General features: G+C 26.9%; 13 protein-coding genes and 1 pseudogene. 2 read left to right on the forward strand and 12 right to left on the reverse strand.

Annotated features, from left to right (window positions below; translation table 11 throughout):
• The first annotated feature begins 321 nt into the window (after positions 1–321).
• Positions 322–1,149, forward strand: a complete 828-nt coding sequence (gene speE, locus RH99_RS14130) for a polyamine aminopropyltransferase (protein ID WP_010239474.1) — start codon at positions 322–324, stop codon at positions 1,147–1,149.
• Positions 1,150–1,190: 41 nt separating this feature from the next.
• On the opposite strand, the pseudogene RH99_RS20055 reads toward speE, so the two are convergent.
• A pseudogene (locus RH99_RS20055) lies at positions 1,191–2,938 on the reverse strand (Eco57I restriction-modification methylase domain-containing protein).
• A gap of 110 nt (positions 2,939–3,048) precedes the next feature.
• On the opposite strand from RH99_RS20055, the gene pdaA reads away from it, so the two are divergent.
• Positions 3,049–3,876 (forward strand): delta-lactam-biosynthetic de-N-acetylase, encoded by an 828-nt coding sequence (pdaA, locus tag RH99_RS14140; RefSeq protein ID WP_010239483.1) that lies wholly within the window; start codon positions 3,049–3,051, stop codon positions 3,874–3,876.
• A gap of 229 nt (positions 3,877–4,105) precedes the next feature.
• Here pdaA and RH99_RS14145 read toward each other — a convergent pair whose 3' ends face one another.
• The 11 genes from RH99_RS14145 to RH99_RS14195 all read right to left on the reverse strand — a co-directional run bounded on the left by RH99_RS14145 (position 4,106) and on the right by RH99_RS14195 (position 16,335).
• Positions 4,106–4,747 (reverse strand): cyclodeaminase/cyclohydrolase family protein, encoded by a 642-nt coding sequence (locus RH99_RS14145; protein WP_010239486.1) that lies wholly within the window; start codon positions 4,745–4,747, stop codon positions 4,106–4,108.
• 206 nt (positions 4,748–4,953) lie between these two features.
• Positions 4,954–5,520: a nitroreductase family protein gene (locus RH99_RS14150; RefSeq protein WP_010239489.1), complete on the reverse strand. Its 567-nt coding sequence runs from the start codon at positions 5,518–5,520 to the stop codon at positions 4,954–4,956.
• A gap of 99 nt (positions 5,521–5,619) precedes the next feature.
• Positions 5,620–6,531 carry a glycosyltransferase family 2 protein gene (locus RH99_RS14155; RefSeq protein ID WP_010239491.1) on the reverse strand — a complete coding sequence of 304 codons (912 nt, stop codon included), beginning with the start codon at positions 6,529–6,531 and terminating at the stop codon, positions 5,620–5,622.
• Position 6,532: 1 nt separating this feature from the next.
• Positions 6,533–7,657: a glycosyltransferase gene (locus RH99_RS14160; protein ID WP_010239494.1), complete on the reverse strand. Its 1,125-nt coding sequence runs from the start codon at positions 7,655–7,657 to the stop codon at positions 6,533–6,535.
• Entirely contained in the window at positions 7,657–9,081 is a 1,425-nt protein-coding gene (locus tag RH99_RS14165) for a flippase (protein ID WP_010239496.1), read from the reverse strand. Before RH99_RS14165 ends, RH99_RS14160 begins: the two co-directional genes overlap by 1 nt.
• A 189-nt stretch (positions 9,082–9,270) precedes the next feature.
• Positions 9,271–10,113 (reverse strand): dTDP-4-dehydrorhamnose reductase, encoded by an 843-nt coding sequence (rfbD, locus tag RH99_RS14170; RefSeq protein ID WP_010239500.1) that lies wholly within the window; start codon positions 10,111–10,113, stop codon positions 9,271–9,273.
• A gap of 63 nt (positions 10,114–10,176) precedes the next feature.
• Complete coding sequence (locus RH99_RS14175; RefSeq protein WP_010239504.1) at positions 10,177–10,914, reverse strand: WecB/TagA/CpsF family glycosyltransferase; 738 nt, start codon at positions 10,912–10,914, stop codon at positions 10,177–10,179.
• A gap of 158 nt (positions 10,915–11,072) precedes the next feature.
• Complete coding sequence (locus tag RH99_RS14180) at positions 11,073–12,320, reverse strand: O-antigen ligase family protein (protein WP_010239506.1); 1,248 nt, start codon at positions 12,318–12,320, stop codon at positions 11,073–11,075.
• Positions 12,321–12,343: 23 nt separating this feature from the next.
• Positions 12,344–13,336: a glycosyltransferase family 2 protein gene (locus tag RH99_RS14185; RefSeq protein WP_010239508.1), complete on the reverse strand. Its 993-nt coding sequence runs from the start codon at positions 13,334–13,336 to the stop codon at positions 12,344–12,346.
• Positions 13,337–13,533: 197 nt separating this feature from the next.
• Positions 13,534–14,436, reverse strand: coding sequence for a glycosyltransferase family 2 protein (locus RH99_RS14190; RefSeq protein ID WP_010239512.1), 903 nt, complete (start codon positions 14,434–14,436; stop codon positions 13,534–13,536).
• 135 nt (positions 14,437–14,571) lie between these two features.
• Positions 14,572–16,335 carry a DUF2142 domain-containing protein gene (locus RH99_RS14195; protein ID WP_010239515.1) on the reverse strand — a complete coding sequence of 588 codons (1,764 nt, stop codon included), beginning with the start codon at positions 16,333–16,335 and terminating at the stop codon, positions 14,572–14,574.
• Positions 16,336–16,782 lie beyond the last annotated feature (447 nt).

Consider the following 16,782-nt stretch of genomic DNA (forward strand, 5'->3'; position numbering starts at 1 on the left):
TATACAATATAGTAAATTATTTTTTTATTATATATGTTACAATGAATTACATTCATTATAAAATCTATAATTTGTTTAGAATTTATCCATTATCTATTATGGATTGAATATATAATTTTAACTTATATATTTTTCATGAAAATTTAATTATTGGCAATACTTATTAATATATTGATAATTAAGTATTGATGAATTTTCAAGTTATTGATATAATGTTAGTGCTATTTTCATAGATAACCATAATTTGAATAAAATAAATAACAAAATAGGAAGGGCAGGTGAAGAGCCTAATTTATACATTAATAAATTAGGTATTTACATATGGAAATGTGGATAAAAGAAGCTCAAATCGAAGATGCTGCGATGACTTACAAAGTTAAAGAAACTTTAGTTAGAAAAAAAACTAAATATCAAGATTTAGCTATATTAGATACTTGTTTCTTTGGGAGAATGTTAGTATTAGATGGTATAATACAAACTACAATTAAAGATGAATTTGTATATCATGAAATGATAGCTCATATTCCTCTTTTTACACATCCAAATCCCAAAAAAGTATTAGTAGTTGGTGGAGGAGATGGAGGAGTTATAAGAGAAGTCTTAAAACATCCCTCTGTAGAAAAAGCAGTTTTATGTGAAATTGATGCCGATGTAGTTGCAGAATGCAAAAAATATTTACCAGAGATAAGTTGTGCTTTAGGTAATTCTAAATGTGAAGTTTTCATTGGTGATGGTATAAAATATGTTAATGAACACAAAAATGAATTTGATGTAATAATAGTTGATTCTACAGATCCTTTTGGTGCTGCTGAAGGTCTCTTTGGTGGTAGTTTTTATGAAAAAATAAAGGAATGTCTTACTGATGACGGTATTTTCATAGCTCAAACTGAAACACCTTTTTACCTTCCAGAAGTTGTTAAAAAGGTATTTAATGATTCAAAATCAATCTTCAAAATAACAAAACTATTTATGGCTGCTATACCAACCTATCCAGGCGGTTATTGGAGTTTTACTATAGGCTCTAAAAAATATGATCCTGAAAGTGTAAATCTTGATAATTGTATTGATTTAGATACTAAATACTATACTAAAAAAATTCATAAAGCAGCTTTTGTATTGCCTAAATATGTAGAAGACTTAATAAAATAATCTACAAACCCTAATATATAAAAGAACAGACTTTCAGATACCTAGGTCTGTTCTTTTATTATGTGAATCTCTTCTTCTGTAAACTTAAAAATATCATATAAGTAATTTTCATGTATAGAATTCTTCATAGTTGGTATGCAAAGTTTCATAAGATTATTAGGATAGTATTCATATATATTTTCTCCTAGTTTCTTTCCAAAGGTTTTAAAATAGAATTCATATATCCTACTATTCAATACAAATAAAATATAATCATAAGTAAATGGCACATTTTCCTTAAGTTTAAGAGCATATACATCCGCACTAAAGAAACTTCCCCTATCTAGGGCGAACCTATTATTTTCAGACTTGTATGGGAATACAATCTTTTCCCCATCAAATATACTTTTATCCCTTCCCCATTGAAGATGATACCATCTTCTAATTCCATTTTTGCATTCTCTTCTATTTAAGAGTTTTTCTTTGTAAGTTTCTATATGCCTTACAGCATTAGGGTAGTTTTCTTCTTTGTCAATGTTGTCTGAATATATGATATATTTACATGTACTATTTATACTATCTTTATTTATAAAACTACTCTTTATCCATGGTTTTAATATATCCTTTTCTATATTTTCATTTTCTATGGTTTCTTCATCTACTACAAAGGCTTTATCACAACCTGTAATTATACCCTGATAACTTTGGCATATATTTGCCAAATTAGTAAAGCTATTTTTCTCTATTTTATTTATAATATTTCTTTCTCTTTCATCACGTAAAATCCAACCCTTATTATTAAGAATATTTTTATTAATATAAAACCTTTTATAGTCTGTTCCATTATTAAAAAATAGAGAATTATAAAATAAATTTTTATTTTTTCTGTCAGTTAATATAGGCTTTATGACTTCAATATCCTTTTTTATATTCTGAGAATTTACTAGAAATATAATGACTGGATCTATTCCAACCCCTTTAAAAGGTCTTATTCCATAAAAATCTACTATCTTCTCTATAGAACATAGCTCTTTAAATATCTTTCTAAGTTCTTCCCCACTAGGAGATTCTAGAAAATATCTAGATGTTATGAAAACTATTCTTCCATTTTTCTGAAGGTTTATAATTGATTTTTGAAAAAAGCAATAAGAAATATCACCTTTATCTCTATATATTTCAGTATATAGTTTTTTAATTTTAAGCTATAATCTCTATCTATGGACTTCTGTCCAATATAAGGAGGATTACTTATAATTATGTCAAATTTACAATCTATATCATTAGTTAAAAAATCTTTTTCAGTAAAATTATCTACATTTACATAATTACTTTCACTAAATAAATCAATTATCAACACTTTTATTGCATTTTTATCTATATCAAAACCGAACAAATTATTTTTTATTATATGAAAATTTAAACTCTTGTTATCTAAGTTAATATTATTATTTTTATTTATAATCTTCATATTTTCCCTATAAAGTTTAAGTAAATATTTATAACAAGGGATTATGATGTTTCCTGAACCACAAGCTGGATCCAATATTTTTATAAAAGGATTCTTTATTATATGTTCTGCTTTAATAGTATTAGAAATCATATAATCTGATATTTCAATAGGAGTATATACTACTCCTTTTTCTTTATTTTTTCTCACTAATTCGTAATAATGCATTGAGAAAGTCTTATTTTCTATCATATTCATTTTTTTCTTGTAATTTTCAATTGATATAATTTTATACACATTATCTATTGGTTGTAAAATTATATTATATATTTCATTAATTTGTTTTAAAAAAATGTCTAACATTCAAATAGCTCCATTGTATATTTCTATGTAGTATGCACAAAATATTATCGACTAAAACTAATAAATTTCTACAATATAAAATTATAGCACATAACAAGGAGATAGAAAATATGAAAAAATTATTTATTATTTTAAGCCTCATAATTGCTCTCTCTACAACTCTTTGTAATAATGTAGAAGCTGGTACTCTTTTAAAGAGTAAGGGCATAAATAGAAATCTATCAATTTTAAAAACTTCTGAGGATTTAAGTACTAAAGAAAAGAGTTGGTATTTTGTACCTGTACCTGATGGAAAAACTCCAAGAATTGATGAGAATGTAGATTTGTTAAATAAGTATAAAGCTTATTACATGGGAGATACCAGTCATAAATATATATATTTAACCTTTGATGAAGGATATGAAAATGGTTATACTGGTAAAATTCTTGATGTATTAAAAGCTAACAATGTAAAAGCTGGTTTTTTTGTAACAGTACCTTATATAAACTCCAATAAAGAACTGGTTAAACGAATGGCTGATGAAGGTAACTTGGTTTGCAATCATTCAAATACGCATCCTTCAATGGCTACCATTATAAACGAAGAAAAGTTTAAATGGGAGCTTACTTCCACTGAGGAAGCCTATAAAGAAGCTACTGGTTACAATATGAGTAAATTTTTTAGACCACCTATGGGAAGGTACAGTGAACTTTCGCTAAATTATACTAATAAACTGGGTTATAAGACTATATTTTGGAGTTTTGCCCATAAAGATTGGTTAAAGGATGATCAACCTAATCCTGAAAAAGCTAAAAAGCTCATTTTAAAGAGAACTCACCCAGGTGGTATATATTTATTACATGCAGTTTCAAAAACAAATACAGAAATACTGGATTCACTTATAAAAGAATGGAAGAGCCAAGGTTATGAATTTAAGACTTTAAATGACCTGCCTTAAATTCCAAAATATGCTACATGAAATTTTTCATGTAGCATATTTATATACAAAAATTTATATAAGGCATCTTCAAATAAATAACTAGTCAGTATACTAGTCTATTATGAATTATACTACGTTAACAGAACCTTCTGATAGCACCACTATCATCAGAACCTGTTTCCTTGTATAATTCAAAATATACGTCGCATTTTTGACTTGTTATTTATTTTCACATGCCTAATTAAATCTATGCATCAATAATTTTATTTACTATATATACTGTTTTTGTCTTATTATTTTTACTTTGTTCTAATAATCTTTGTGATTGTTCTTCAAGGCTATGCTTTATATTTTCGTCCTTTATTCCAGGTAAATTTATATTTATATTTAATATAGCTATTTCCACTACTGAATGAATTAATATTGCAGCACATCCAGCATCAGATATGGCAGATTTATTTCCATATTCACAAGCAATGTCTATTGCTTTATATATTTCATTTGACTTTTCTGCTAACTCCATTGGGATTTTAGACGCAACTTCATATCCCTTAACTATAGCTTTACTTCTAAGCTTTCTTGAGCTCTCTGTATCCTTTGGCATTTTAAAAGCATTAATCAATTCCAAAAAAGCTTCTCCATCTTTGCTTATATAACTAATAAATTCATCTTTAGCTTTTTCAGTTTGTTCTAAGCTTTTATCTATTAGTTCCTTAACAGCGTTATCATAGCCTTCATAAATCTTTTTTCCTATAGTAAGATTAAATACCATAGAAGTAAGAGAAGCCGCCAAAGCTCCTGTTAGCGCTGCTGCACCGCCACCACCTGGTACTGGCGAGCTACTGGAAAGTATATTTGAGAATTCTCCTATTGTCATATTTTCATACATTTTAAGCACCACTTTCATATAAATTGTAGGATTATTATCACATGAATAATATTCTATCATATATGTGTTACATTTCATATACAAAATTTATACTTATGCAAAAAATCCCGCAATGCCAAGCATTGTGGGATTTTATTGAAATATATCAAATTAATTATTAAATTAATCAGAGTTTTTTTGTATAATTATACTTTATTAAACTATAATTATCTCAATAGAGTTTTTTCATGTTTTTTACTGAATGATGTATTCCATGCATTTAAGAATACATGATCATTTACATTTTTTATTGGATTATGTGGTTTTTCTTCCTCTATCTCTCCAATTGGTGTTAAGCCAACTACTTTGAAATTCTTTGGTATATTTAGTATATCCATTATAGGACCTTCATCAAAACAAGCTATCCAACAAGTTCCATATCCCTCATTGGCGGCAGCTAATATAAAATGTTCCATAGCAATTGCACTATCAACTAAATATAGAGGTTTACCATCTACATTGCCAGAATCCTCAGGTTCTCCAATAATTAATGCAACTATTGGTGCATCCTTTATAGATTGTTTAGCTTCCTCTGAACTGTTTTTTATAGCTGATGCAATAATATTTTTCTTATAATCATCATCTACTATTATAAATTTATAGGAAGTTTTATTCTTCCAAGAAGGTGCCATCATTGCTGCATTAATCATTTTACCTAATTTATCATCTTTAATTTCTGTTGACTTAAATTTTTTTATTGATTTTCTACCTTCTATTACATCATAAAAATCCATTTAACTACACTCCTTAACTATTAAATTATCTATAAATCTAGATTTATCATTCATTTTATTGTGTGTAATTAAATAAACATTATTCAGATTAGTAGAAAGTTAAGAAAAGAAGGACTTAACCATTTCCATATCTATGCTCTTTACATCAGCTTTAAAACCGTGAATAATGTTTTTAAGTAAAGTTAAAGGTTCTCTTCTAAGTATTATTCTAGCTATAGCTTCTATAAAAATGTAAATTGAAAATATACACTTTTCGAAAAAATTAGCATTTCTTCTTATAAAAACAACTCTATTTCTATTTAAAAAATAATAGCTTAATCCACTATATTTTGATATTGTAGAAGACCCTTTATGATAAATTTTACTTTCATATACACATAGTAATTTATAACCTCTTCTACTTGCCTTATAACAGAATTCTGTTTCTTCAAAAAACAAAAAATAATTTTCTGGTATAAACCCTATTTTTTCAAATACTTCTCTTCTACACACAAAGCAAGCTCCTCCAAGATAATCTACCTGAATATCTTTCTGAGGAATATCACTATATTTATAGTTTTTGTATTTACCCTGAGTAAGTCCATTGTATAAATTTATATTAGCGCCCATAGCTTGTATAATATTTTTATCATGGTATTTACATATACATGGTCCAGCTAAGCCTATGTCTTTATCATCTTCCATAACTTTAATTATCTTATCTAAAAAATCATCTTCAACTATTACATCATTATTTAGCACACAAATATAATCTGCCTTATTTTCTAATGCATATTTTATTCCTATATTATTTCCATTTGCATATCCTAAATTTTCATTAGATTTTATAATATTGTACGTATTAAATTCTTTTTTTAATTTTTCATAGGAACCATCTGTAGATGAATTGTCTACAACTATGATTTCATAATTACTATACTCTAATTTTTGAAGACTAAGTAAACATTCTTTAGTATCCTTAAAAGAATTAAAATTTAATATTACTATAGAAACTTTTGGACTCATACTCATATTAATTATTTCCTCTTATATCATTTATTCTATAATGTAATTTTTCCACTATAGTATCCCAATTATAACTTTCTCTACAATAAACTTCCATGTGCTTAGAAAAATCACTGAGTTTATCACTATTCATTAATCTTGACAGAGAATCACATATAGCATTAACATCTCCTACCTTTACTACTGCTCCATTATCCCCTTTTACAATTTCTTCAGCTATTCCTACTCTTGTAGACACTATAACATTTCCACAGGCTATGGCCTCTATTAGTGCAATACCAAAGCTTTCATACTGCGAGGTAAGGCAAAATATCTTTGATTTCTTGTACTCTTCAAATAAATTTTTCCTATTGAAAATTGGGCCTTTAAATATTATACTATTTCTCATACTCTCATTTTCTTTAAAAAATCCATCTATAGTAGTTTTAAATGAATCCTCTATAGGTCCTACAAAAACAAGTTTCCAATCTTTTCTTATTTTCTCATCTATTAATGAAAAAGCTTTCATTAGTAAATCTGTGGCCTTTTCACTACTTCCTATTCTTCCTACATTTAAAATAGCATTTTCTTTATCATTAAATATAATATCTTCTTTAAAACATTCATCCTGAAAGTCTATGCCATTAGGAATATTAATTAATTTATTACTATGCTTTCCTAGTAAAGATTTTAGTTTATTAAATATGTATTTCTGTTCTACCCCTATAATATCCACTCTATTTAGAAAAAAATTCAAAAGAATTCTTTGAACCCCTTTCATATTTCTTATTTTATCTAATAGTAGTTCTGTGCAGTCAAGTTTTAAAAAAACTAATCCCTTTTTGTTAAAGAGTTTATATAAACAGGCATAAATTACCGAATTAAAAGTCATATGAAATATTTGAAGTATGTCTATATTTCTAGAATTTTTCTTTAAATATTTAAATACATTTATTAAATTCTTATCTTTATTCTCAATGAAGTCCATTTTTAGACCTTTTACTTCCTTATTTAAATAATCATATTCATCATTATTATAACTAATTACATAGGAATCATATCCATAGAGTTTATGGAGTTTATAAGCAATCATTCCTACGTCTTTAATTAAATGAACATTCTCGGCTTTAGGATACAATACACAATATCGCATTATACACCACTCTTTCTAAATAAAATGCTTTTCACTTCATCTACTGTTATATACTTAGTAATAAGTATCAATACAGTATAAACAATGCCGCTAAAAACTATATTTAAAACTATATTTATATTAAAATATTTAAAAACAATTATTCCAATAGCCATTACAACACATGGCAATAACGCTTTTATTATGTTTTTGTAGTTTGAAACTACTATAACCTTTTTAGCATAATATCTCATCATTAAAATATTAATCACTTCTGAGGCTACTGTTATTAGAGCTGCTATGTTCATTCCATATCTAGGTGTAAATATTAGATTTAATACTAGATTAACTAAAGCAGATATGGCAACAGCTTTTAAATATTTTTTTTCCATATTACATGCATTTAGTCCCCAACCGTATATTTCTCTGAAGAAAAGTATAAGAGCATATATTAATAATATATTAAAGGGCATATATGCTGCTAAATAAGTGTTATCAAAGAGAAGCACTATTATTTCCTTTGAAAGAAGTATACCTCCTATAACTACTGGCATAATAAATGCAGTTATTATCTTTGAGGTATTATCCATAAGTTTCTTTAATCCCTCAGTATTTTTACTATTAAAATAGTTTATAATCAGTGGAAATATAGGAGTAAAAATCATGGTTTCAATATTTATTAAAAACAAAATTATATAGTATGCAGAGCCGTAAATTCCTGCCTCTTCACTTCCTCTAGTAAACATTATTATTATTCTATCTACATTGGCATTTATCATAGCAAGTATTCCTGAAATTAAAAAAGGAAGTCCGAAATTTATGTAAGAAACAAGTTTTTTCTTATTTAAATGTACACTTAACGTAAATTTTTCTTTGAAGAAATATATGTATGCCTGGTATACAGCGGCCATAGTCAATGCTATAAAAGTGAATATAGGTATATAGTACACTTCACTTTTTTCTCTTAAGAAAATATATATTAGAATAAATGGAATTAAATTTTTAATAATATTATATACAGCATTATATTTCATTTCCTGTATACCATTAAACACCCAGTCTATGTTCATGGCTGTAGGTAAAAGTGTTAATCCATACAAAATAAGCAATGTTTTTATAGAATTTGTATTGCTTTTAAATAAGGCTGACATAATTACTATGATTATAAAACTTAAAATAAATAATATAAATCTAAAAGCAAGAATATCTCCTACTACCCACTTTATATTTTCTCTGTTCTTCGCAATTTCTCTAGTGCCATAAGTCTGTAATCCAAAAAGCACTACCATAGTAAAATACAATATCATGGCCTGAACTGTATTAACAGTACCAAAATAAGATGCTCCTATTTTAGTTGCATAATAAGTTCCTGTAAAAAACACCACTACTTGTGATATTAAGCTTGAGGAAACTGTAAGTAAAAAATTTTTAGCTACTCTATTCATCTAATTTCCTTTCCTAAAAGTTCAATATAATAACTAGTCACCATTATATATTTATTATTTATATGTTTTGTACATAATAGCTCAATGCCCTTCACCTTAATTAGAATATAAACTTATATTAGTAATATATCATTTTAATAAAACTCGCACTTTTAAAGTACGAGTCCTATCAGTTGTATTAACAATAAATTACATATGTAAATCTTCAATATAATCCTTTAAGGATTCCTGCCACTGTTTTGTAACATCTCCTGTAGTTAGTTCTAACATATAATTTCTAAGTACAGAGTATTTAGGTCTCTTTGCAGGTCTTGGAAATTCTTCTGTAGTGCATGGAATAACTTTTATATCTATATTCTTTAATCTAAATATCTCTTTTGCAAAATCATACCAAGAACATACACCTTTACAAGTGCAATGAAATAACCCATAGTTTTTCTCATCCAAAAGTTTTATTATTACTCTTGCTAAATCTGCAGAACTAGTAGGAGTTCCCACTTGGTCATTTACGACTTTTAATTCACTATGATTTTCACTTAATTTGATCATAGTTTTTACAAAATTATTTCCATCGCCATATAGCCATGCAGTTCTAACAATATAATACTTTGGGTTTAAGGTCTTAACAAAATTTTCTCCATCCAGTTTAGTTCTTCCATATACTGTTTGAGGATCAGGAGTATCAAATTCTGTAATTTCAGTATTTCCCTCTCCATTAAATACATAGTCTGTAGAAACCTGCACAATTTCAGCCCCTATAGCAAAAGCCGCTGAAGCTAAATTTTTAGGTCCTATAGCATTTATTTTATATGCTAAATCAAGTTGTTCTTCACATTTATCAACTTGAGTATGTGCTGCACAATTTATAATTACATTTGGCTTATGTTCTCTTACAAACTTGTTTACTGCATTTACATCCGTTATATCAAGATCTTTTACATCTGTGGGAATAATTTCAACGTCTTTTCCATTATATTGTTTTTGAAGTTCTCTTCCAAGCTGACCATTTGCTCCTGTTATTAATATCTTCATTATTACCAACTCCTAAAATTATATTAATCAATATATCTTGTATGTACAAATTCACTTAAAATTTTAGCTTATATTTTGTTCCTTCCTTATTATATATTTGTTATATATAACTTTCAATAGAAGCTTTGGTATAACTCCTAATCTCTTTATTCTCCAAGGTTCTTTTGACACCCTATAAAGCCACTCTAATCCAAGCTTTATCATCCATCTCGGTGCTCTATTCACTTTACCTGCAATAACATCAAAGCTTCCACCAACACCCATGTATACAGATGCTGGTAATGTACTCATATAGGTATTTATAAATCTTTCTTGCCTAGGGCATCCCATGGCAACAAAAATAGCGTAGGGTTTTGAAACTCTTATATCCTGCAATATATCTTCACAGCTATTCATGTCAAAATATCCGTTGTGACTTCCAACAATTTTTAATTTATTATATTTAATCTTAAGTTTTATACTGCATTCATCAATTATTTCCTGTTTTGCTCCAAGAAGGTATATTCCTTTCCCTTCTTTTTCACAGCTTTTAATAATTTCATCCATAACTTCAATACCTGCAATTTTTTCTTTAACAGGTTCTTTAACTATTTTAGAGGCAATAACTACACCTATACCATCAGGAATTATCAAGGAATTATCTTTACTACACCCTTTAAATAGTGAATCATCATATAGTCCACTATAGAGTACCTCAGGATTTCCAGATATAATATGTACTTTTTTAAAAGTCGTTATGTATTTCATCAACTCAGTTTTACTCTTATTAAATACATCATAGTTTAATATTTTAGAAAACATAAATCCCTCCGTGGTTTTTATAAGGCATGTGAAAATAAATAACAAGTCAAAGATGCGACGTATATTTTGAATTATACAAGGAAACAGGTTCTGATGATAGTAGTGCTATCAGAAGGTTCTGTTAACGTAGTATAATTCATAATAGACTAGTATACTGACTAGTTATTTATTTGAAGATGCCTAAGTCTTTCAGTAAATAGTAATCCATCAGCAGCGGCTAAAAACATCCAAAAATAAACTACTACAGAAGGCACAAAAAACAGATTTTCAAATAAATTCATAAATAGGAAAGCCACTACAGAAGCTAAAAATCCAATGTAGAATAAATTTATTTTTCTATCTTTAACATTAGCTATAACATTCCTTACCTTAATAAGTGCATTTACAATTATGCTAATAAAGGACAGTCCACCTATTATTCCAAGCTCCGATTCTATTTTAAGATAAGAATTGTGAGCTGGATAATGAGAATAATTTTTGTAGGCTAAATATTTATATTTACTAACATAGGTATCATACAACTCAATAAAGTTTCCATTACCAACACCTTTTAATGGATGATTTTCTATCATCTTAAGTGCAGTTCTCCAAATTTGTATTCTTCCTTCATCACCAACAGCAATTTGTAGAATTCTTGCTCTTACTGGTGGTATTATAAAGCCTATTACAGCAATTCCACCTATGCCAACTATGAAATACCAACTATATAATAAGGATACAACTACAGCTCCAACTACTAAAGCTAAATATGAATTTCTAGAACCAGTGAAATAAATATTACATAAGGTAATTATGAATAAGATACTATAAAAACTTTTTTGGTATATATATTTACTTCTAATTATCATCATTACTACTGGAAAAGCTCCAATAATTAAAAATGCAGCAAAAGAATTAGGATTACCAAAGGTAGCATTAGTTCTAAGCACATTACTTCCCATAGCATATCCCTGAAAAAGTCCATAACCCGTTATCTTCTGAAATACACCGTATATATTTATACCTGTAAATATAACCATATATGAATTTATTAAACCTTTGATTTTTTCTTTGTCCACATTATATTTAACTATAAAATATAAAATTACAAAGGATAAAAATCTAGCACTTTCAGTTATTGCAGTATGTCTGTCAAAAGCATAAGAAATAGATATAATCATTATCAGTAAAAGCACTATTAGCGATATTCCCATAATATCACTAAAAAAATTCTTTACATTATGGATAAAGGATACCCTATCCCTTATAATACTAACTATAAAAGCTAAAATTAAAATTAATAACATTACATCCCCTAAAGGATAAATTTTATGTATTCCCTTTATATTTAGTCCATTTGGAATAACAGGATATAATATAATCAGAGCAATTAATATATAATAAATTAAATTGCTTTTATTCTTCACAATAAATCACTACTTTCTAAAATTTAATATCTGTTAGTTGCAATTGCCTTTTTATTTACAGCCATCATTATAGTCTTTATATATACTTTTCTATTCTCCTTTATGATCTTAGAAGATTTAAAAATCTGTATAAAACTCATACCTATTACTCTTAATATCAGTGCAATAATTAAATTTATTCTCACTAGAATTTCTTTTGATCTACCATAATTCTTTCTAAAATATAAAATCATGCTTCTATATCTTTCATAGAAAGTTATATCCCCTATTTTCTCACTGCTCTGTCCAATGAGATGTACTATCTCACCATAGGGATAATATACTCTGTGCCATCCAGCTTTATGAGCCTGATAACAAAAGTCTATTTCTTCATAATACATGAAATATCTTTCATCCAGCATACCTATATCATCAATCACTTCTTTTCTTATTAATAATGCAGCACCTACTAAAACTTGCACTTTTTCTGGACTCTCAATGCTTTGAAAATTTTTCATATATTGTTCTAAATCCTTTGAGCCAAGTTTCCCCCCAAATCTAACAAAAAAACTTTTTACAAAAGGTATTTTCAGAACATTTTTTAACTTGTATATATGATATACCTCTCTTTTAAATGTTGGAAAGGCTGATATTGAAGTCTGATGAGTTCTATCTCCATTTAAAATCTTAGGTCCTAAAAGTCCTATATCCTTATTCTCGTCCATATATGCAATCATTTTTTCTAATACATCTTTAAGTATAATAGTATCACTATTCAGTAGAAAGACATATCTTCCCTTGCTTTTTTTTATCCCCAAATTATTAGCGTAAGCAAAGCCTCCGTTCACTTTACTCTCAATTAATTTTACCTGTTTAAATTCAGTTTTTAGCATAGCAATGCTATCATCTTTAGATGCATTATCTACTACAATAATTTCATAATTTATATGTATAGTATTTTTTAAAATGGACTCTATGCAATTTCTTAATAAATCTCTAGTATTATAATTGACGATAATTATAGAAACATCAACCATTTTGTCCTCCCAGTATTTTTATATTAGGCATATGAAAATAAATAGTAAGTCAAAGATGCGACGTATATTTTGAAGCCTACAAGGAAATAGTTTCTTCAGATAGTGGGCTATCTGAGGGTTCTGTTAACGTAGTAGGATTCAAAATAGACTAGCATACTGACTAGTTATTTATTTGAATGTGCCTTAAGCATATGTATTTATCCCTTAGTTCCAACTCTTCCATTGGGAATTAGTAGATTTTTGATTATAGCAATTACTCCTAGAAGTGCTATTCCAACATATACTATCCAATTAAAAAGAAATAAATTATCTTCTTTATTATATTTATTATAAAATATAATCATAGCTCTATAGAATTCATAGGTTGCTTTTGTTCCAAGCTGCTTGCTGCTTTCTCCCTTGTAGTGAATGATTGTTCCTACAGGACAGTATCTAACTATGTATCCTGCCTTTTTAGTTCTCATACACCAATCCATTTCTTCCCCGTACATAAAAAAAGTTTCATCTAGAAGTCCTATCTTATCGATTACTTCACTTTTTATCATAAGAAAACAACCTGAAACAGAATCCACATCTAAAAATTCATCTTCAGACACATGTGTTAAATTATATCTAGTAAGATTTTTGTTCTTCTTAAACAACTTACTTATTCCAAATAATTTAAAAAAGGCATCCTTAGGTCTTGGAGCCATTCTTCTACATGCAAGTTGAAGTGTGCCATCTGCATTTAGAACTTTACAACCAGCTACGCCTAATTTTTCTTTGCTAATCAGATATTCATAGGTTTTATCTATAACATTTCCATTTATAATAGTATCTGGATTTAGAAGAAGTATGGCCTTTCCCTTTGCAATTTTTATTGCCTGATTATTTGCTCCCGCGAAACCTTTATTATCCTTATTCTCTATTAACTTAAATCCTTCTTTACCCTCATATTTATCTCTTAACATTTTACAACTTCCATCAGAGGAATTATTGTCTACAATTATTATTTCAAAGATTACATCCTCTGTATTTTTATATACAGAATCCAAGCAACTTTTTAAGAGTTCTCTTGCATTCCAATTTACTATAACTATAGTTAAATCGTATTTTATCATTATTTACTCCCAATTGATTTATTTGTTTCAAATTGATTTTATTTATAATCAATTTCACTTAACACTATATATAGATAACTAAATAAAAATATCCATTAAAAAGATACTAAATTTTGCTATTGTATAATTTGCTCATTAATTATTATATTCTAGAAAAATCTTTACTATAGTAATTATAAGTATAAATACAAATTCAAATATAATAACATAATTCAAATTTTCTTTTTTGAATTTGTTTGATATTTTATTATTTTTAAATAATAATAAAATAGGTAAAAGCAGAGGAATAATATATCTGCCTTGAAATCCATCAATTCCATATTTTCCAACAGGAGTAAATGTTATATAAAGTGCAGTTATTGCTAGCCCCCAGGACAATATAATAGATAATAGTATTATTATTTTTTCTTTCTTGCCTAAATTTAGTATATCTGATTCATCATCTGAAAAAGCTACTGTAAATAATGAAATTATTATAGCTAAAGCCCAGATTGAATCGATGACTCCACAATAAGCAAGTGCAGCTATTGAATTTTGAATATTCGATAACAAATTAGTTGCTGTATGATTATAAACTACGTGTATATATCTTGGTAAATCATTAACAATAAATAAAATTTGTTCTTTAACATTAACACCTGGTATTTTCCATTGATTAATATCCTTACTTAATCCATATAAAAATGTTCCGGCGGCAGCTAGACCTACGGGCACTAAAGATAAAAATTTAATAAAAACTATTTTTCCATTCTTGTAATTTTTAAATTTAACATTTGGAACAGCAAATATAACAAGAATTAATGGTGTATATGGTACTTTACACATAGCAGTTAAAGCTGTACAACCAACTAACCCTATTATTTTCTTGTAACCTATGCTGTTTTCTTTTGCACACATCATATTTACAAATATAGCCATACTACTTATAGATAATATAATTGTCATGGGATCAACTGAATATGCTCCAGCTGATAAAAGGACAGATGGAAAAAGTAAAATCATAAAAATTAACCTTTTTGCAATTTTAATATGTTTAATTATTAATGTTCCCAATAGAGAATATGCTAATAAAGAAAATACTCTTCCCAAATAAAAAGTTAGCATAAATGGCAATCTTAATATTTTCCCAATAAGTATACCTACCGCAGATGGTATATACGGAACAAATAAATACGTATCTTCTGGCGAACCAACATGTTTTATGTTTGAATAATCATTATTAAAAAATATTTCTGCATTAGATACTCTGTCTTTATATAAATTATAAATTCCATCATGACCAGTATAACTAAAAAATTCATCTATGTTAGATACCCATTTAGAAGTCTTATCTTTAGAAAAATTAAAATTAAAAGACCCTGTTTCATAAGCTCTTATAAAATGTGCACATTCGTCATATGAATAATATGGAGGCACACATATTGATATTAAAGTGCCTAAAGTTAAAGATATAATTAAAAATGCAATATGAATATTTTTGCTTAAAAAGTTTTTATAAACTACTAATGCTAATAAAAGATATAACACAACTAACACAATTAAAAATCTAATTATATTAAAATAAAATTTATTATTTATAGTGATACTTTGAATGCCAAGATATTTGCCATTATTGTTCATTTTAATATGAAACTTCATATTTTTTATATTTTTATTTATTTTAATATAAACAAAATTTTTCACATCAGAGTTACTGTTATATGTCTGGTAAACATTTCCTTTATCATCTGTTGCATATAGTTGAAAGCCTTCACTACCCTTATCTAAATCAAGTTTTAATAACGATACATATTTATTACTTGGAATTTGAAAATAAGGATTACTGCCTGTTATATAGAGCTTATCATTTTTAACTTTTAAATGATTATATATCAAATTATTTATTTCTACTTTATACATTCCTCTATCATTTTTGTTAATATTAAAATAAGATGAATTAAATACAAAAATTTCAACAAAAATACTTATAAAAAAAAATTATTACAATAAACAAAGCCAAACCTTTTTTTGATATTTTTCCCATTTTTTATTTTAGCAAAATAACGTGTAATAAATACACAAATCCACTAAATATTCACTCCCTTCCTTTTTGTGCAATGGATATTTACATTCCAAATTACTATAACTATGGTTAAATGATTAAATCGTATTTTTATCATTATTTACTTCCAATCAATTTATTTGTTTCAGATTGTATTTTATTTATAATCAATTTTACTTAACACTATATACCTAGTTAAATAAAAATATATTATCACTTTAAATATAATAGTTTAGTTAATTTAATGATGAAAATAAAGTTTAACTAAACAAATTTCATGAATTAATGTGTATATTTTTGACATA

Origin of the sequence: Clostridium arbusti SL206, from assembly GCF_000246895.1 — a bacterium.
Taxonomy (GTDB): domain Bacteria; phylum Bacillota; class Clostridia; order Clostridiales; family Clostridiaceae; genus Clostridium_I; species Clostridium_I arbusti.